General features: G+C 67.6%; 17 protein-coding genes. 12 read left to right on the forward strand and 5 right to left on the reverse strand.

What is annotated here, in order from left to right:
• Positions 1-21 precede the first annotated feature (21 nt).
• A complete protein-coding gene (locus RCR19_RS00920; protein WP_331263250.1) occupies positions 22-1,548 on the forward strand; it encodes a 4-hydroxyphenylacetate 3-hydroxylase N-terminal domain-containing protein in 1,527 nt (508 codons plus the stop codon).
• 113 nt (positions 1,549-1,661) lie between these two features.
• The gene (locus RCR19_RS00925) at positions 1,662-1,898 is read left to right on the forward strand and encodes a hypothetical protein (protein ID WP_331263251.1); all 237 of its coding nucleotides are present in this window, start codon (positions 1,662-1,664) and stop codon (positions 1,896-1,898) included.
• Positions 1,899-2,108: 210 nt separating this feature from the next.
• Here RCR19_RS00925 and RCR19_RS00930 read toward each other — a convergent pair whose 3' ends face one another.
• From RCR19_RS00930 to RCR19_RS00945, 4 genes are all read right to left on the reverse strand, one after another.
• Complete coding sequence (locus RCR19_RS00930; RefSeq protein WP_331263252.1) at positions 2,109-4,376, reverse strand: LuxR C-terminal-related transcriptional regulator; 2,268 nt, start codon at positions 4,374-4,376, stop codon at positions 2,109-2,111.
• Positions 4,377-4,465: 89 nt separating this feature from the next.
• Positions 4,466-4,954 carry a flavin reductase family protein gene (locus RCR19_RS00935; protein ID WP_059131181.1) on the reverse strand — a complete coding sequence of 163 codons (489 nt, stop codon included), beginning with the start codon at positions 4,952-4,954 and terminating at the stop codon, positions 4,466-4,468.
• A gap of 427 nt (positions 4,955-5,381) precedes the next feature.
• Complete coding sequence (locus RCR19_RS00940; RefSeq protein WP_331263253.1) at positions 5,382-6,251, reverse strand: dioxygenase; 870 nt, start codon at positions 6,249-6,251, stop codon at positions 5,382-5,384.
• Positions 6,252-6,321: 70 nt separating this feature from the next.
• The gene (locus tag RCR19_RS00945) at positions 6,322-7,377 is read right to left on the reverse strand and encodes a maleylacetate reductase (RefSeq protein ID WP_331263254.1); all 1,056 of its coding nucleotides are present in this window, start codon (positions 7,375-7,377) and stop codon (positions 6,322-6,324) included.
• 382 nt (positions 7,378-7,759) lie between these two features.
• Here RCR19_RS00945 and RCR19_RS00950 point away from each other — a divergent pair, with 382 nt between their 5' ends.
• The 6 genes from RCR19_RS00950 to RCR19_RS00975 all read left to right on the forward strand — a co-directional run bounded on the left by RCR19_RS00950 (position 7,760) and on the right by RCR19_RS00975 (position 13,122).
• The gene (locus RCR19_RS00950; protein WP_331263255.1) at positions 7,760-8,542 is read left to right on the forward strand and encodes a CoA transferase subunit A; all 783 of its coding nucleotides are present in this window, start codon (positions 7,760-7,762) and stop codon (positions 8,540-8,542) included.
• On the forward strand, positions 8,542-9,186 hold the full coding sequence (locus RCR19_RS00955) for a CoA transferase subunit B (RefSeq protein ID WP_331263256.1): 645 nt from the start codon (positions 8,542-8,544) through the stop codon (positions 9,184-9,186). The genes RCR19_RS00950 and RCR19_RS00955 overlap by 1 nt, the downstream gene beginning before the upstream one ends.
• On the forward strand, positions 9,183-10,385 hold the full coding sequence (locus RCR19_RS00960) for an acetyl-CoA C-acyltransferase (RefSeq protein ID WP_331263257.1): 1,203 nt from the start codon (positions 9,183-9,185) through the stop codon (positions 10,383-10,385). The genes RCR19_RS00955 and RCR19_RS00960 overlap by 4 nt, the downstream gene beginning before the upstream one ends.
• A gap of 278 nt (positions 10,386-10,663) precedes the next feature.
• Entirely contained in the window at positions 10,664-11,353 is a 690-nt protein-coding gene (locus tag RCR19_RS00965; protein WP_331263258.1) for a TetR/AcrR family transcriptional regulator, read from the forward strand.
• Positions 11,350-12,105: an SDR family oxidoreductase gene (locus RCR19_RS00970; RefSeq protein WP_331263259.1), complete on the forward strand. Its 756-nt coding sequence runs from the start codon at positions 11,350-11,352 to the stop codon at positions 12,103-12,105. The genes RCR19_RS00965 and RCR19_RS00970 overlap by 4 nt, the downstream gene beginning before the upstream one ends.
• Positions 12,106-12,243: 138 nt before the next feature.
• Positions 12,244-13,122, forward strand: a complete 879-nt coding sequence (locus RCR19_RS00975; protein WP_331263260.1) for an ABC transporter substrate-binding protein — start codon at positions 12,244-12,246, stop codon at positions 13,120-13,122.
• Between the two features lie 412 nt (positions 13,123-13,534).
• On the opposite strand, the gene RCR19_RS00980 is transcribed toward RCR19_RS00975, so the two are convergent.
• Entirely contained in the window at positions 13,535-14,062 is a 528-nt protein-coding gene (locus RCR19_RS00980) for a hypothetical protein (RefSeq protein ID WP_331263261.1), read from the reverse strand.
• Between the two features lie 218 nt (positions 14,063-14,280).
• On the opposite strand from RCR19_RS00980, the gene RCR19_RS00985 reads away from it, so the two are divergent.
• The 4 genes from RCR19_RS00985 to RCR19_RS01000 all read left to right on the forward strand — a co-directional run bounded on the left by RCR19_RS00985 (position 14,281) and on the right by RCR19_RS01000 (position 17,300).
• A complete protein-coding gene (locus tag RCR19_RS00985; RefSeq protein WP_331263262.1) occupies positions 14,281-14,730 on the forward strand; it encodes a hypothetical protein in 450 nt (149 codons plus the stop codon).
• A gap of 374 nt (positions 14,731-15,104) precedes the next feature.
• Entirely contained in the window at positions 15,105-16,064 is a 960-nt protein-coding gene (locus tag RCR19_RS00990) for an ATP-binding protein (RefSeq protein WP_331263263.1), read from the forward strand.
• A 47-nt stretch (positions 16,065-16,111) separates the two neighbouring features.
• Positions 16,112-16,504 (forward strand): SCO5389 family protein, encoded by a 393-nt coding sequence (locus RCR19_RS00995; RefSeq protein WP_331263264.1) that lies wholly within the window; start codon positions 16,112-16,114, stop codon positions 16,502-16,504.
• Between the two features lie 322 nt (positions 16,505-16,826).
• Positions 16,827-17,300: a transcriptional repressor gene (locus tag RCR19_RS01000; RefSeq protein ID WP_331269307.1), complete on the forward strand. Its 474-nt coding sequence runs from the start codon at positions 16,827-16,829 to the stop codon at positions 17,298-17,300.
• Positions 17,301-17,393 lie beyond the last annotated feature (93 nt).

The raw sequence follows: 17,393 nt of genomic DNA on the forward strand, positions 1-17,393 counted from the left end.
GCCCCCGGAGAGGAGCACGACGTGCGTACAGGCAAGGAATACCTGGCGGCGCTGAACGACGGCCGCAAGGTGTGGGTGGGCGACGAACTCGTCGACAACGTGGCGACGCACCCCAAGACGCGGGCGTACGCCCACAGCATTGCGTCCTTCTACGACCTTCACCACCGCCCTGACCTCCAGGACACCATGACGTTCGTGGACGAGGACGGCGTCCGGCGATCCATGACGTGGTTCCAGCACCGCTCCAAGGAGGACCTGCGGCGCAAGCGGCACTACCTGGAGACGGTGCAGCGGGAGCTCGGCGGCGGAGCGATCCCGCGCACTCCGGATGTCAACAACTACGTTCTGCTGACCTACGTCGACGACCCTGAGCCCTGGAGCAGCCAGTCCGTCGGGACCGACGGGCGCGATCTCACCAAGGGGATCTTCGACTTCTGGAACCTGATGCGGGACGGTGACTTCAACGCGACGCCGGCCTTCGTCGACCCGCAGGCGGACCGCTCCCGCGATTCCGCGCAGGCCGAGTCGCCCGCCCTGCGCGTGGTCGCCACCTCGGACGAGGGCATCACCGTGCGGGGTGTGAAGGCGATCAGCACCGGCGTGGCCTTCGGGGACTGGATCCACATCGGTGTCTTCTACCGCCCAGGCATCGTTTCGGAACAGATCATCTACGGGGCGGTGAGGACGAACACGCCCGGGGTCACCATCATCTGCCGAGAGAGCAACGCGCGAGAAGGCGGGGAGGTCGAGCACCCCCTCGCCTCACGGGGCGACGAGCTGGACAGCATCATCGTGTTCGAGGACGTACTCATCCCCTGGGACCGGGTCTTCCACATCGGCAACCCCCAGCACGCGTCGCTGTACCCGCAGCGGGTCTTCGACTGGCTGCACTACCACTCGCTGGTGCGTGCGATGGTCAAGGCCGAGTTGACGCTCGGCCTGGCCCTGCTGATCACCGAGCACATCGGCACCTACCAGCTGCCGCCGGTGCAGGCGCGGATCGCCCGGTTCGCCGGCTTCCACCTGACACTCAAGGCGCATGTGGTCGGTTCGGAGGATCAGGGGTTCTTCACTCCTGGCGGCATCTTCAAGCCGAACGTCCTGATGTTCGACTTCGGGCGGGCGTACTACATCGAGCACATCAGCGACATGGTCCACGAGCTGATCGACCTGTCCGGTCGTGCCGCGCTCATCTACCCCACCGAGGGTCAGTGGGAGCGTCCCGAACTGCGGCCGTGGCTGGAGGCTCTGCAGACCGGGCCGGTCGGTAGGCCCCACGACAGGCTGAAGATCAGCCGAGTGATCCGCGACATGTTCCTGTCCGACTGGGGCGACCGCATCAGCACCTTCGAGAACTTCAACGGCACGCCGTTGCTGGCCATTCGCAGCCTCACCATGAAGCGCGCGGAGATGTCCCCGTCGGGGGCCATGGCAGATCTCGCGCGCAAGGTGTGCGGCATCGAGAACGTGCGCAACGACGAGGAGACCGTGTACGAGGCGCAGGCGAACTACGCCCGACGTCAGGACGCCTCACGCCACGGCGCCTAGGAACCGTCTCGTCCACCCGTCGTTGAGGTGTCCTGGGCGGAGGACCTGCCGCGGTGACGACACACGGCGAGTCGACGGTTTGCCTGCGAGACCGAGGAGCGGGACGCTCAGCAATGCGCGGGACGCGGGCCGCTGAACGGTCCGGCCTGCCCGGCCGGTTCGCCCGCGACCTGGACACACGGTCGGGCATCACCCACCCCCGGCCCGCCCCGAAGATGATCGACGTGCATGGCGCCTTGGTCGTGCACGTCGATCAGCGGGCCCGCTTCGAGGGCCTCCGCCAGGAAGTCGAAGCCTGCCAGGCAGTCGGCGAACAGCGGAACCGGCTCGTTGTGCACCTCATGGCATGACGAGCCGCTGCGTATTGCTCGGCGTCGCCGTCCCGATGAGGAACACCGCTGGGCGGTGTTGCGGCCTGGTGGAGGATGGCACACCGGTATCCGTGATCCGGCCCTCTCCCCCATCGTCTTCGTCGCCACTGAGCGAACCGGCACATACGGGCAACGAGGTCGTCGCCACGGAGACTTGGCCCAGGGGCGGGGTACAACACGTTTCCCGAATCAGAGCACACCGCATTCTCGGGCTCTGGCGACCGCTTCACTTCTGTCGTGCGCGTCGAGTTTGCGGAAGATCGCGCGCACCTGCGTCTTGACGGTGTTGTGGGACACATACAGCTCGGAGGCGATCTCACGCAGTGTCAGCGGCCCGCACAGGGCACGGAGCACTCGGCGCTCCCGCAGCGACAGGTCCTGGGGGCGCGGGGCCGCAGGTGGCACCACTGTGTGCCCACCGGCTCGGGCGAACAGGTCCGTCAGTACGCGGGGTGAGCCGCATTGGGCCGCCGCTCGCTCGCCGGCTTCCCGGGCCGCTCTCGCCGCGTCGGTGTTGTGCCGTGTGCGCTCGAGTCGCGACCGCGTGAAGTGGCACAAGGCGCGTATGTGGGGTTCGCTTCGTGTCCGGGGCGACTCCGCGAGTGTCGCCTCCGCACCGGTCAGAATGCTGTCGGCCTCGTCGATCCGTCCCTCGTCGAGAAGCAGGACGACCCGGCCGACATAAGCAGATACGGAGACGAAGTGCCGGCCGAGGCCGAGCGAGGAAACCGCTTCGAGGGCCTCGTCGCTCAGGATGCCGGCCAGTTCGTGCCGTCCGGAAAGGAGTGCGCACACCGCCCGCAGGCCCAGCGCGCGGACGAGCGCCAGGCCATGCCCGGCGGCGTGCGCATCACGGGTCGCCTCACCGAGCAGTGCCTCCGCCTCCTCGTACCGGCAGGTCCACAACAGAGCGGTACCGCGGGCCGTACAGGCCAGGGCACGCCAGGAAGTCAACGGCACGGTGCCGGCGACGGCGGATTCGCCGAGGCGATCGGCGGCCCGGACCTCCCCCTTCAGGCAGCAGGCCACGGCTTGAGCGACGACCGCCGCAGCGGACACCGTGCTGCCATCGCCGACCGTCTCCCGTCCCGACTGCCTGAGGCGGGCCACATCCAGCCAGCGCCAGGCCGTTTCCGGGGCACCTTCGCAGAGAGCCGCCATCGCCGCCACGACGCACAGTCTCGCGTCGACGGCGACGGTGCGGGGTGACAGTAGGTCCAGCCAATGCGAGACCTCTGCCCCGCCGCCCGTGGCGATCACCTTCTCCCAGGCGTCGAGAATGGATGCGGCCGCGGCGCTCGCGTCGCCACCGCGCGTCCAGTGCCGCACCGCCGCAGTCGTCTCCCCCTGCTGGGTGTACCACTTGGCCGCTGCCCGGTGCAGATCCGCAACGCTGTCCGACCCTTCGGATGTCAGGATCTCGGACAGCAGCGAAGACAGTGCCGGGTGATGCCGGTACGCCGAGGGATCGGCGGCAACGGGCTCGAGCAGCTGCACTGTCCGCGCCAGCTCGCGCAGCAGCACGCCCGCATGGTCCCCGGCGAGGGCCTGGCACGGCCCGGAAGTGAGCTCGTCCAGCACGCTCGTGCGCAGCAGGAATCGACGCTGCTCCGTGGTCAGCCGATAGAGGACCTCGGTGGCCAGATACTCGGAGACCGCTTGTCTGCCGTGGGCCAGCTTCCCTTCCGCCTCTCCTTCGTTCGCCGATCGCGCGAGGCTGCGTCCCATGATGCACACCCCCGCCGCCCATCCCTCGGTGGCTTCGTACAACGCGTTGGACGTGTCCACGGCCGGAGAGGATCCGAGCAGATGGGTGAGCACTGCCTGTGCTTCCTCCGAAGTGAAGGCCAGCTCGTGCCGGTCGATCTCCGCGACCAGCCCCCGGGCACGCAGGGTCGGCAGAGGCCGTCCCGGGATGTGCCGGGTCGACAGAACGATGCGGAAGCCGTCGGGGACCCTGGTCAGGAAGTCAGCCAGGCCACCTACCGCGTCGGCGTCCGTGATGGCTTCCAGTCCGTCGAGGACGAGCGTGAGCGGTCCTTCCCGGTCCGGCCCGGTCACCAGGCTCGGCAGGATCTCCTCCAGCCATGCCTCGGCCGCCCACCCGTCACCGTCAAGACCGGTAGGCAGTTCGGGACGAGCGTGGTGCACTGCTCGCAGGATGCCGTTCCAAAGCCGGCCAGGGGCGTTGTCGTACGCGTCCAGGCTGAGCCAGGCACATTCACCGCGAGCCGCAAGACCGCGCGACCACTCGGTCAGGAGTACCGTTTTCCCGGCACCGGCCGGGCCGGAGACCACCACCACCGGCTCCCTCACCGCGTCAAGCCGACGCAGCAGACGCGGGCGTGACAGCAGGTGCGGAGGCTGCGCCGGAGGATGCAACTTGAATGTCGGAACGAAGCTCGTCATGGCACTCTCCGAGGAGTCGTCGAGACGGTCGGCGCCCCCGACGTCCATGGCTCGTCCTTCATGAGCCTGACATCGGGGGCGGTGGCGGGCCGGTCACGGTTCCCGCAGCGGCCTTGTTCGGACCGCTGCCACGAGGACTACTGCGGAGCCTGCAACATGCTGAAGCCACCCGCGAAGTGGAGCAACGGCCGGCACTCCACCTTGTGCACGCAATAGCGGACCTCACCCACGAAGATGGTGTGATCACCCCCGGGGATCGCCTCTGCGACATCGCACACGACAGCCGCGATGGCGTCCTTCAACACCGGCACGCCATGGTCGTCGACGGTCTCGACTCCTGCGAACTTGTCGGGCTTGGAGGCGGCGAAGTTCCGCGCCAGGTGCTCGCTGTCCTCCCCGAGTACGTTCACGGCGAAGCGGCCGTGCTCCGCGATCGCGGTCCGCGTGTACAGGTGATTGCCGATACACACGAGCAACTGGAGAGGGTCCAGGGACAGTGCGGACACGGCGCTCGCCGTCATGCCGATGGGTGTGCTCCCGGAGCGCGTGGTGATCACGCTGACGCCCGTGGCGAGCCGGCTCATCGTGGCTCGGAAGTCGACTGCCATGTCAAAGGTTTCGGTCATCGGAGGACCTCCTTGAAAGTCGGGAATGCCGTGGCCTGTTGCGCGGAAGACTGGGTGAACGGGTGCACTCACCGTCCCGCTGGATAGGTCGGCGGGCAGGGCGAGAAGGCGGGGCTCATGATGTCCGCGAGGTCGTCGCGCGCGTGGCGCACGTATCGCGCCGCGCCGAGTACAAGGCGGAGTTTCGGGTGGCCCCGGAGCGGGACCTCGATGACACCGGTGCCGCACCTGGCCCTGGTGCCTGGGGCGAAAAATGCAACGCCGGTCACCGATGCCCGAGCCATCGCGTCGTGGGCCGGGCGTTCACACCGGCTGACGGCTCATCGCTGCGGCCGGTCGGCCAAGCATCTCAAGTCCATGGACGGCGCGTTGCAGATTTCCTCATGACACTCGGACGCAGCCGACGGCAGCGCGCCTGCAGGCGCACTCACCCCATGCGCAGCGGTTCGAGGACGAAGGTGTGACGCAGCAGGGTGTACGGCTCGTCGGTGAGCCCGCGGCAGGGGCCGGCGTCAGCCGCGTACCTGTCATAGGACTCGATCAGCGACTCCTTGACCCCGAACACCGGGTCGTTGTCCAGGTACGGGTCGTCGGAGGGGAACAGCATGCTCGTCACACGCTCGAATCCCGGGGCGTCGATCATCAGATGCACGTGGGCGGGACGCATGAGCGACCTGCTGGTCGCACTCATGAGTTCGCCGACCGGGCCGTCACCGGGGATCGGGTAGCTGTTCGGGCGGATGGAACGAAAACTGAAGTGTCCTATCTCATCGGTCCGGAACAGCGCGCGCATGGCCGGGCCGACTTGACCGGGTACATCGACGTCGTAGTGGCCGTCCGCGTCACTGTGCCAGACGTCCACCGCGGCGGCGGTCACCGGCGCCCCCTCACGGTCCACGACGCGTCCCTCGAAGAACAGCGCAGTGCCAGGAAGCCCCCCGGAGATGTCCGCGGCCTCGTCGTACTGTGGCCTGTCCTCCCTGAAGAAGGGGCCAAGGACACTGTTCTGCGTGGATTCGGCCGGGCGTCGATTGCTCAGGGCGTCCACCAGCATGGTGACGCCCAGCACGTCGGACAGCAGGATGAACTCCTGGCGCGTGGGCGTGCACTTCTGCCCGGTGCGTGTCAGGAAGTCCACCCCCTGGGCCCACTCATCCTCTGTCAGTCCGACTTCACGGACGAAGGAATGCAGGTGCCGCACCAGGGATTCCAGGATCTCTGCGACGCGGGCGTCCTTGGTGTCCCCCATGGTCGAGATCACGGCCTCGGTGATGGTGTCACTGGTCAGATCACGCATGGCGCGCTCCTGTGGTGATTGAGTGTTCGATGGCGGAGTCGGTATGAGCGTGTTGGGCACCGGACGACGTCTACGGCGTCTCTCCGGCCCAGGCCCGGGCCAGGAAGGCGTGGACAGCGGTGCGATCCACTGGACGCGGATTCCAGTAGCCGTCCCGCACGACGAGTTCGGCCGCCTGCTCGATCCCCGATTCGGGCATGCCGAGGTCCCGCAGCGCCCTGGGCGCGCCGAGCCTTCCGGCGAAGTCGAAGAGACCGTTCGTCGCGTCCTTCCCCGGCAGCGCCTGCGCGAGGCGTGACATGGCCTGCGGGGCCGCCGGACTGTTGTAGGCGACCACGTGGGGAAGGACGACGGCGTGGGTTTCCGCGTGCGGAAGCCCGAATGTGCCGCCCAGCACATGGCACACCTTGTGATGCAGTGCCATGCCCACAGTGCCGAGACAGGTGCCGGCCAACCACGCCCCGTACAAGGCATCCGAGCGCGCCTCGCCGTCGTCCGGACGTTGCGCGATGACCGGAAGGGACCGGGTGAGGGCGTCGAGCGCTTCACCGGCCATCAGGAAGGCGACCGGGTCCCGATCCTGTGCATAGAGGGCCTCCACGGCGTGCGCCATTGCGTTGAGGCCACTGACCACCGATATCGCGGGCGGAAACGTGAGTGTCAGGTCGACGTCGTACACCACCGTCTTGACCAGCACTTCCGCCAGTCGTCGGGTTGTCTTCCTGCGGCCTTCGGTCTCTCCGAGGATCGGTGTCATCTCCGAGCCGGCATAGGTGGTGGGCAGCGCCATCTGCGGAAGGCCGGTCCGCACGGCGATCGCCTTGCCGAGACCGATGGTCGATCCGCCGCCGATGGCGAGGACGGAGTCCGCTCCGAGGGATCCGGCATGTGCGAGCGCCTTCTCCGTGGCCTCGACAGGGGTGTGCGGAGCCGCTCCGGCGAACGTTCCCACGGCAGCCGCGCCAAGGAGCTCGCGGATCTCCGCTGCCTGATCCACTTGACCGGGTGTGCTCAGGATGAGGACCCGACGGCATCCGAGAGCGTCGGCCTCGTCGGCCACGCGGCTGCGTGTACCGCTGCCGAAGACCACCTTGGTGATCTGTCCCCGATGCACGAATGTCTTCATGAGAATTTCCCCGGTCCTGCCGTTCCGCTGTTTATGGCTGAAAGCGTCGGCACTCGGATGATGCACGTCAACGGAATCCGTGAGTGATAGCGACGATCAGCACCGGAATACCGTGTTCACGCGACGAACGCCGGCGGTTCGACCCAGGTCTCGCATGCGATATCACTCATCTGCGGGATGGCCCCGGTTGCCAAGGGGCTGGACCGTGGAACCAGGTGTGGCCCAGGTCAGATGGGCATCAGACCGACAATTCCGCTGCAGAGTCGCTCCAGCAACACCTGCAACACTCGCAAGAACATCACAGAACCACATGAATTCCTGACATTGCCGTACGGGAGCAGCGTCCGATGGGTTCGCATTGGCGAGAGGCAGAGTAAAAGAGATGGATAAAGTGGTCGCCACGGCCTTGGAGGCGGTGGGCGATGTGCCGGACGGTGCGTCGCTGGCGGTCGGCGGGTTCGGGTTGAGCGGTGTTCCGAACGTGCTGATCCAGGCACTGTTCGAGCGCGGGATCGGCGGCCTGTCGGTCGTCTCCAACAACTGCGGCGCCATGGACTCCGGCCTCGCGGTACTGCTGGCCGCCGGACGGATCGCACGGGTCACCGGTTCCTACATCGGCGCGAACAAGGAGTTCGCACGCCAGTACCTCGCCGGGGAACTGGAGGTGGAACTGATCCCGCAGGGCACCCTCGCCGAACGCATGCGGGCCGGCGGAGCGGGCATCCCCGCCTTCTACACCCCCGCAGGCGTGGGCACACAGGTCGCGGACGGCGGACTGCCCTGGCGCTACGACGGCCACGGCGGCATCGCCCTGGCCTCACCCCCCAAGGAAGTACGCGCCTTCGACGGCGTCGAGTACGTCCTCGAACACGGAATCCGCACGGACTACGCACTGGTACGGGCAGCACGCGGCGACCGCCACGGAAACCTCGTCTTCAACAAATCCGCCCGCAACTTCAACCCCCCGGCCGCCATGGCCGGCAAAGTCACCATCGCCGAGGTCGAAGAACTCGTCGAACCGGGCGCGATCGATCCGGACGCGGTCCATCTGCCGGGCATCTTCGTCCAGCGCGTGGTGGCCCTCACCCCCGATCAGGCAGCGGACAAGAAGGTGGAGCGGCGCACGGTCTCCGCGCCCTCGACACCGGGGACGGTGAACGGCTGATGGCCTGGACACGCGAGGAGATGGCCGCCCGGGCCGCACAGGAACTCCAGGACGGCCAGTACGTCAACCTCGGCATCGGACTGCCCACCCTGATCCCCAACCACCTCCCCCCAGGAGTGGAGGTGGTCCTGGAATCGGAGAACGGCATCCTGGGCACCGGCCCCTACCCCACCGAGGACCAGATCGACCCCGACCTCATCAACGCCGGGAAGGAGACCGTCACCGTCCTGCCCGGCGCCTCCTACTTCGACTCGGCCCTGTCCTTCGGCATGATCCGCGGCGGCCACATCGACGTCGCCGTCCTGGGCGCCATGCAGGTCTCCGCCCACGGAGACCTGGCCAACTGGGCCATACCCGGAAAACTCGTCACCGGAATCGGCGGAGCGATGGACCTCGTCCACGGAGCCCGCACCGTCATCGTCGTCATGACCCACACCGCCAAGGACGGCACACCGAAGATCCTCGACCAGTGCTCCCTGCCCCTGACCGGCAAACGGTGCGTGAACCGCATCATCACCGACCTCGCCGTCCTCGACATCACCCCCGACGGACTCCTCCTCACCGAAACCGCACCCGGCGTCGGCATCGACGAGATCAACGCCAAGACCGGCGCCGAGCTGACTGTCACGGAGGGCCTGAAATGAAGCATGTGTACATCGTCGACGCCGTACGCACACCGATCGGCCGTCATAACGGCGCTCTGGCCTCAGTACGGCCCGACGACCTCGCCGCACACACCATCCGCGAACTGATCACCCGAAGCCCCCGGTTGGACCCCGTGCGCCTCGGGGACGTGTACTTCGGAAACGCCAACGGCGCAGGTGAGGAGAACCGCAACGTCGGCCGCATGGCGGCGCTGCTGGCGGGTCTGCCCACGTCCGTGCCGGGCGTGACCGTCAATCGGCTGTGCGCCTCCGGTCTGGAGGCCGTCATCCAGGCGGCCCGCGCCATCACGGTCGGTGACGCCTCCCTCGCCATCGCCGGTGGTGTGGAATCGATGACCCGTGCTCCGTATGTGCTGCCCAAGAACGACCGGCCATTCCCGGCCACCCACACCGAGCTGTACTCCACCACGCTGGGCTGGCGCATGGTCAACCCCAAAATGGAGCCGCAGTGGACGATCCCGTTGGGCGAGTCCGCCGAACTCATCGCTGACAAGCACGCGATCGGCCGGGCGCAGCAGGACGAGTTCGCCCTTGCCTCCCACCGGAAGGCGGCGCAGGCGCAGTCGGAGGGCCTGTTCGACCCTGAACTCGCGCCCGTACCGATCCCACAACGCAAGGGCGAGCCGCTTCTGTTCGCCGTCGACGAGTGTGTTCGGCCGGATGCGTCGCTGGAGGCGATGGCGAGGCTCAAGCCCGCTTTCCGCCCCGAGAGCGGCACCGTGACCGCGGGCAACTCCTCTCCGCTCAACGACGGTGCCGCCGCCCTGCTCCTGGCCGACGATGAGGGTCTGAGAGCCATCGGCCGCGAGCCGCTGGCCCGCGTCTCCGCCACCGGAGTGTCCGCGATCGACCCGCACTACTTCGGTCTCGCCCCGGTCGAAGCCGTCAACCGGGCCCTGGCCAAGGCCGGCCGGACCTTCGCCGATCTCGACGTGCTCGAGTTGAACGAGGCCTTCGCCGCGCAGGTCCTCGGGTGTGTGGCCGAATGGCCCGAGTTCGACCCGGCGATCCTCAATCCACGAGGCGGCGCCATCGCACTCGGGCACCCCCTCGGCGCCTCCGGAGCCCGCCTCGCCGGCGCCGTCGCCCACCAGCTGGCTCGCAAAGGCTCCGGTACCGGTGTCGCGACCCTTTGCATCGGAGTGGGCCAAGGCCTCGCCCTGGTCCTCGAACGCTGACACCGCTCCCGGGACCGACGACATTGCGATGCTGCTCATCGGGCCGGGGCCCTGGGCAAGGCGTCGGATCGCGGCCGGCACGAGTGATCGTCGAGGCATGCGCTGTTCCGGGAGCGGGCCTCACCGTCGCCGGCCGGCGCGTGCCCTCAACTCTCGTCTGCACAGGGTGAAAACACGCCTCCATGACCTTCCGATCTCCTGTCGCCTCACCCCAGCCACTCAGCAACACGGCCCCGCGCCTGCAAGGTGCCTTGACAGGACGGGGGCAGCAGCACACGATGGAAACTATGGAAACTAGTTCAGTTGATTCAGTTTCCGAGCGCGACGGGCAGCGAGCCGATGTGATCGTGGAGGCGGCCGGTCGGCTGTTCCTCGCACCCGGTCTCGCGCGAGTGAGCATGGATGAACTCGCCCGTGAACTCGGTATGAGCAAGAAGACGATCTACCGTCACTTCCCCGACAAGCGCAGCCTGCTGACCGCGGTGCTGGATCGGCAGTTCGCGGCAGTGGAGCGGACGCTCGTGGAGGCGGCCGACAGCGCAGAAGGGCAGCCGTTCCATGTGCGGGTCCAGCGTTTCCTGATCGCGGCCGGCACGGAGCTCGGGCGGATCGGCGCGGCTCAGCTCGCGGCCGGGCGGGGCGGAGACGCGATGCTGCGCCGGTACGTGGAACAGCGCACGGACACCGTGGTCTATCAACGCCTCGACGAACTGTTCAGGGACGGACACCGGCAGGGACTGCTGTCGACGCCGCCCGAACTGCTCAGTGAAATCACCCGCGGCGCCTTGGAACGGCTGCTCACCTCGCAGTTGCCCCACGAGCTGGACTGGACCGCTGCGGATCTTCTCCGGGCGACCGTGGACACCGTGCTCCACGGGGCGATCCGTACAGCTCGTCCCGGCACCGACGACGACCAACGCGGGGCGGTCATTCCGACGGCCCGCAACGAGGAAAAGGAGGGCTCATGACCGGGTCGACCGGCAGGGTGGCACTGGTGACAGGCGCCAGCAGCGGAATCGGCGCGGCCACCGCGCGCCTTCTGGCCGCGCGAGGGATGCGCGTGGTGGTCAACTACCTCCGCAGCAGCAAGTCGGCCGAGGAGGTTGTGGCCGATATCGAGGCCGCAGGCGGCCAGGCCATGGCCGTACAGGCCGATGTGCGCGAGGTGGCGGCGATCGCGAACATGGTCGAGCAGGTCCGGGCAGCATGGAGCGACATCGACGTGCTCGTGCACAATGCGCTGATCCCGTATGCGGTCAAGTCGTTTCAGGACATGACGTGGGAGGAGCTGGGCGGCAAGCTCGATGCCGAAATGCATTCGGCGTACGCGGTCACAAAGGCGGTCCTGCCGGCCATGACGGCGCAAGGCTGGGGCCGCATCGTCTATCTCGGTACCGGCCTCAGCCGCCGGCCTCGGGAGGGCATGATCGCACTGGGCACCGCCAAGGCCGCACTGGAGCAGTTCGCGCGCTACCTCGCACAGGAACTCGGCCCGCAGGGCATCACCGTCAACATCGTCGCGCCCGGTCCGGTGGAGTCCCGCATCGCGAACGACGTGTTCGACGATGCGCAGAAGCAACGGCAGGTGGCCGCCACCCCCCTCGGCCGCCTCGCGCACCCGGACGATGTCGCCCAGGCGGTCGCCTTCTACGCAGCCGAGGACAACGCCTTCATGACCGGCACCACGGCCGCGGTCAACGGTGGAATGTCCATGTACTGACGTGTCGCTGACCACCACGCCCGGGACGACAGCGTTCCGATCGGGCGCACACCGGCACACCCTCCTCAGCACCATGGACCGCGGCGTCCGCGCCGACCACGGACGCGCGGCAGTGGCACGACCAAGGAAGCGAATCACATGCTCACCATCGATCTCGCCTACGTCGGACGAGGCCTGCACGAAGAACTGGCCGCCTACATAGCCGACCAGGAGGACTACTACGCCGACGAGGGCGTCCACGTCGCACTGCGCGACGGCTGCACCTGGGACGAGGAGCGGCTGCGCCGCGGCGCCACCATCGGGCTCGGCCGGGCACTGCTGTCCCGACTGACCGATGACACCCCCTGGGTCGCACTCAACGTCAACACGCACCGCCCGCTGTTCTGGTTCATCGCCCGCCCCGGCCTGACCTCCCTGGCCGACCTGGCCGGACGACGGCTGGCCGTACACGCTCCCCACACCGCGCCCGGGTGCTTCACCCGCATCGTGCTGCGCAAGGCAGGCCTCGACCCGGACCGCGACATCCACACCATGGTCCGCACGCCCGGCGATTACGGCATGGATCTGCGGCAGCTGGTCAACGGCGAGATCGACGCGGCCTTGGTCGGCAGCACCATGGCACCGGAGGCGGTTGCCGCCGAGCACGGCTGGCAGGTGCTGGCCTGGGTCGGCGACCATTTCCAGATCCCCACCGTGGGCCTGGCCGTCGACCCCACTTACATCCACCCGGACGACCCCGCGGTCCAGGCCGTGCTCCGAGCACATCGGCGCGCCCTGCAGGTGATCTGCGACGACCCCGACACCACTGTGCGGCACATGCGGACATTCCTCGGCGGACATACCGAAGACGAAGCCCGAGCCCACTACGAGACCTTCATCGCGCCGTACTTCACCACCGACGGCCAGGCCGACCTTGCGGTCGGCGCCGCCGCGATCACCGCAGTCGCCGCCGAACTCGGCGTCCCCGCTGCCGTCACCGCAGAGGATTTCTACCGCACCGCAACCGCCACACCTTAATGCCGATGCAGTTGCTCTTGAGTTGGCTGGTCCGTTGACCTGCTCGTGGATGAGCGGGGGCCGGGGTGTCGGTCGCACACAGGGATCTTGATCAAGGTGTTCACGCCGGAGCTCGTGGACGCGGCCGTCGCCGGGCGCAGGCGGGGCGAACTGCGGCGCCGACTGCTTCCGGCCCCGGCTGACCAACGTCTGGAGGGAGGCCATCCAGGAATCGCGGTCGCGTCTGCTGCCGCTCCGGTCCGGCCGGGACTGGCCCGAATCCTCAAGCAGCCGATGCGATGGCCTTTCCTGAGAGCTCGGAGCGGCCGCAGCACGGTCGAGCCGAGGCGATGGGCGCACAACCAGACCACCGAACAGCGTGAACACCGGGGTGCCCGCGGACCTGTGCCGCGAGCTCAACCGCCTTGACCTCCTACAGTTGATCCCCCTTGCCGGCTGGTTTCGGAGGATGCATCCCGCCACCGTCCTTGATGTCCTGATCGCAGGTTCGTCGGTCGTAGGACTGGTCGTTGGGGATCAATAGCACTCCGGCGACCTGCTCGGGGTGCGCGACGGCGAGCCACCCGTCGCCCGTGAGGTCGCCGCCCGGCCCGAACGCCTGGGACGAATAGACCGTCTGACACCCCAACGCCACACGCTTCTTATCAACCGCGCAGGCGTCCACTGCAGGGCCGGAATATTTGTCGGCGCCGTCGAAGCGGTAGTGGAAGTGGACCCGGTCACCCTCGGAGGGCTCCTGCGGGTGGGGCTCAAGGCGCCAGTCGACGACCTCGGCGGTGACGCCGCTACGCTGCCCATACGTGTCCGCGACCTGCACTCTGACACCGGCCTCACCGCGCTTCGCCGTCGAGTCGGTGCAGCCCCAGGGGGAAGAGCAACCGGACAGGGCGAGAATCACCAGAGCCAACGGGACACCGGCAAGTGCCCGTGCGGGAAGCACCGAGACGACCTCCGCTCGGGGTGGGGCTGAGCAGTGTATCCCGGGGCCCGGCAGCTGGAGGTGATGGCGACGAACGCCTGCGGCGGTGAAGCGGAAGTGCAGAGGAACCCTGTGAACTGAGCGGACATCGACGGCATCACGTGCAGCCGAGTCGACCAACATAAGCAAAAGGATTATACTTCTGTCAGGATTCTGGATCGAACCGTCAGGGACCGGCCATGAGCATGTACCTCGGCAGCGGCAACGCAGATCTGCACCGACGGGACTACCGTCCCGCCTGGTTGGACAACCTGGCGGAAGACGCCACCATGGAAGCCTCGGTCCTGAACGGAATCGTCGAGGGAGCACACGCCGTGCGCGAGATACTCGCCTACGCCCGCACCCTTTACGACTACCAAGAGTTCAACTACGTGGGCACATATGGCGAGCACGGTTTTGTCGAGGACTACACCTCGCGGGTGCACGGCGAGCCGATCGGCAGCGTCGTGGTGGTGCGCTACAACGACGCCGGCCTGGCTCAACACGTGATCATCAACCATCGGCCGCTTCGGTCGGTCCTTCTGTGGTCCCGGCTGATGGCCGAGCACTTCGCGAACACGCCCTACGCCGAGTACTTCCTCAGCCCGGAACTGGCCCAGGAAGTACTCGAGCCGGACACGACCTCATAAGGCGGTCCGAGCCACCGGGATTCACCTGGATCGACCTGCCCGAGACGGCGCGCCACCGGGCTTCTTCGTCGTTGCCACCGACCTGATGCCGTTCGCAGTCGAGCACGGCCCTTCGCGAACAGTCGATCAGGCCCCAGTCAAGGCCGCTGGATCGGGTGGCACATTCCCGCCCCCGCGCCGTCCCACCGTCCTGCCCCACGACACCAGCATGGGCGCCGCTCCGCCATATGTGAGTCAAAGGGCTACCCGTATGCCTCGCAGGTGACCCGATCCCATGGCAGACGGGTGAGTTGGGGCGCGAGGGATTTGACACTGCCGCGCCGCACGCTTCAGTCTACGATTATGACATTCATTTCCAATAGGAGTCGTTGACGATGCGCGTTGCCTTCGTGGGCAAGGGCGGCAGCGGCAAGACGACTCTGTCGGCCCTCTTCTCCCTCCATCTGGCGCGCTCGGGCGCGCCGGTCGTCGCGATCGACGGCGACATCAACCAGCATCTGGCGCACACCTTGGGTCTCGGCGAGAACGAGCCCTTCTCCGCACCACCACTCAGTGCGCGCACCGGCGAGATCAAGGACTATCTACGCGGCACCAACGCGCGGATCGTGTCACGCGATGCAATGGTCAAGACGACCCCTCCCGGGCGCGGGTCCCGGTTACTGCGCCTGCTCGGCGCCGACGAGCTCCATGCTACGCACATCCAGAACGTGGGCGGCGTACCGCTGATGGTCACCGGGGCCTTCGGCGAGAGCGACCTGGGCGTGGCCTGCTACCACTCCAAGCTCGGTGCCGTGGAGATGTACCTCAACCATCTCGTCGACGGCCCGGGCGAGTACGTCGTCGTCGACATGACCGCCGGCGCCGACGCCTTCGCCTCCGGCCTGTTCACTCGCTTCGACATGACGTGCCTGGTCGTCGAACCGACCCGCAAGAGCGTCTCCGTGTACCGCCAGTACCGCGATCACGCCGCCGAGTTCGGCATCCAGGTGGCCGTCGTCGGCAACAAGGTGACGGGAGAGGACGACCTGCTCTTCCTCAAAGAACACGTCGGCGACGATCTGCTCGTCCACTTCGAGCAGTCCGCCCACGTTCGCGGCCAGGAACAGGGCCGTCACCAGGGCGAGCTGGAACTTCACAACCGGCAGGCACTCGACCTGCTGCGCGAGGCCGTGGACGCCCGCCCCAAGGACTGGGTGGCCTTCCAACAGCACGCTGTGGACTTCCATCTGCGCAACGCGGCCGCCTGGGCGAACGAGGCCTTGGGGCAGGACCTCACCGCACAGATCGACCCCGACTTCGAGCACGGCCCGGCGGCACTGGCCACCCGAGCCTGACCCCGCCTCCGACACAGCACCATCCCAACAGAACAGGAGAATTCTTCATGTCGCTCGAGGTCTCCCAGCAGTTGCTCACCAAGGCCGAGAAGGGCGAAGTACGGGAGCAGGACTTCATGGAATCGGTCCGCGCATCCCTGCCCTACGCCTACGACCTCATCGCCCGCCTCACCGCGGAACTGCGTTCCGGAGCCGCGGAGTTCGCCGACAACCAGACCCCGCCGCCCTCCGAGCGGGAACGCGGTCAGCTGTTGCGTGCGCTGTCCAGCGACGCGATCCGCGGCACTCTGGAGCGCCACTTCGGCATCGCCCTCGCCTTCCAGAACTGCCACCGCGTCGCCGCCTTCCACCCCGAGGCACGCGGCGGCGACACTCACACGCGCTTCACCTCGTTGCGCGCCCAGATCCTGAACCAGTCACCGGAGTTGCGCGACTGCTGACGCCCGAGAGGAGCCGTCAGTTCGCGGCGAGCACGCCGGCGGCCGTCGTGCCGCGATTCCCCCGGAAAGGGCGGGCTCGCCCCACGGCCGGACACGAACGTATCGGCCCGACCTCGGTGGGTTGATGCGGTGTTCGGTGAGCAGGGCGGCCCGCTCCGGGTCCTCGCAGACGGCCGGGACACCGGAAAGCCCCGCTTCCTGGCCGGGAGCGGGGTGCTGGGGGCCCAGGGGCCGCTCGGGACGCCGGGACCAGTAGTAATGGTATTCATTTCCACTTACTCTTGCGCCGGACCATTTCCCAGTGACGCGAGAGGCAGGCGTCATGCACCTTTCGTCGACGAGCGAGCGACCTCCGGGCCGGCGGTCGACATGGCAACGGACAGCCGTCCTCCGAACCCTGCGCGAGCACCCCGGCTTCGCCTCCGCCAGGGAGTTGCACGCGGCCCTCGCATCGGGGGGCACCGCCGTGGGCCTGTCCACCGTGTACCGCACCCTGCAGGCGCTGGAGCAGGACGGGCGCGTGGACGTCGTGCGCGACAGGACCGGCGAGCGGCTCTACCGCCCCCGGCCGGTCGACGGCCACCGGCATTACCTCGTGTGCCGACTCTGCGGCCTCAGCCTCCCCGTCGCGGCCGAGACCGTCGAGCGATGGGCCGACGGCGTGGCCTCCGCGACCGGGTTCGCCGACGTCGAGCACATCGTGGAGCTCACAGGCGTCTGTGATCAGTGCCGTCCGAACCCTGACAGCACCTCGCCACCTGCGGACAGATCAACAAATGGCAACGATTTTCATTAGCGCCCTCGTGACCATGGTGTTGACATTCATTTTCATCTAGCGTGAGCATTGTGGCCGCCCGCACCGGGCGGTCCCGCCCTAGTGAAGCCATCG

It is taken from the genome of Streptomyces sp. WAC07094 (assembly GCF_036320405.1).
Classification (GTDB): domain Bacteria; phylum Actinomycetota; class Actinomycetes; order Streptomycetales; family Streptomycetaceae; genus Streptomyces; species Streptomyces lannensis.

Excerpts from the sequence above, each read along its gene's own strand:
- RCR19_RS00925 (WP_331263251.1), top strand. The coding sequence starts at position 1,662 with ATGCGCGGGACGCGGGCCGCTGAACGGTCCGGCCTGCCCGGCCGGTTC.
- RCR19_RS00930 (WP_331263252.1), bottom strand. The coding sequence starts at position 4,376 with ATGGACGTCGGGGGCGCCGACCGTCTCGACGACTCCTCGGAGAGTGCC.
- RCR19_RS00935 (WP_059131181.1), bottom strand. The coding sequence starts at position 4,954 with ATGACCGAAACCTTTGACATGGCAGTCGACTTCCGAGCCACGATGAGC.
- RCR19_RS00940 (WP_331263253.1), bottom strand. The coding sequence starts at position 6,251 with ATGCGTGATCTGACCAGTGACACCATCACCGAGGCCGTGATCTCGACC.
- RCR19_RS00945 (WP_331263254.1), bottom strand. The coding sequence starts at position 7,377 with ATGAAGACATTCGTGCATCGGGGACAGATCACCAAGGTGGTCTTCGGC.
- RCR19_RS00950 (WP_331263255.1), top strand. The coding sequence starts at position 7,760 with ATGGATAAAGTGGTCGCCACGGCCTTGGAGGCGGTGGGCGATGTGCCG.
- RCR19_RS00955 (WP_331263256.1), top strand. The coding sequence starts at position 8,542 with ATGGCCTGGACACGCGAGGAGATGGCCGCCCGGGCCGCACAGGAACTC.
- RCR19_RS00960 (WP_331263257.1), top strand. The coding sequence starts at position 9,183 with ATGAAGCATGTGTACATCGTCGACGCCGTACGCACACCGATCGGCCGT.
- RCR19_RS00965 (WP_331263258.1), top strand. The coding sequence starts at position 10,664 with ATGGAAACTATGGAAACTAGTTCAGTTGATTCAGTTTCCGAGCGCGAC.
- RCR19_RS00970 (WP_331263259.1), top strand. The coding sequence starts at position 11,350 with ATGACCGGGTCGACCGGCAGGGTGGCACTGGTGACAGGCGCCAGCAGC.
- RCR19_RS00975 (WP_331263260.1), top strand. The coding sequence starts at position 12,244 with ATGCTCACCATCGATCTCGCCTACGTCGGACGAGGCCTGCACGAAGAA.
- RCR19_RS00985 (WP_331263262.1), top strand. The coding sequence starts at position 14,281 with ATGAGCATGTACCTCGGCAGCGGCAACGCAGATCTGCACCGACGGGAC.
- RCR19_RS00990 (WP_331263263.1), top strand. The coding sequence starts at position 15,105 with ATGCGCGTTGCCTTCGTGGGCAAGGGCGGCAGCGGCAAGACGACTCTG.
- RCR19_RS00995 (WP_331263264.1), top strand. The coding sequence starts at position 16,112 with ATGTCGCTCGAGGTCTCCCAGCAGTTGCTCACCAAGGCCGAGAAGGGC.
- RCR19_RS01000 (WP_331269307.1), top strand. The coding sequence starts at position 16,827 with ATGCACCTTTCGTCGACGAGCGAGCGACCTCCGGGCCGGCGGTCGACA.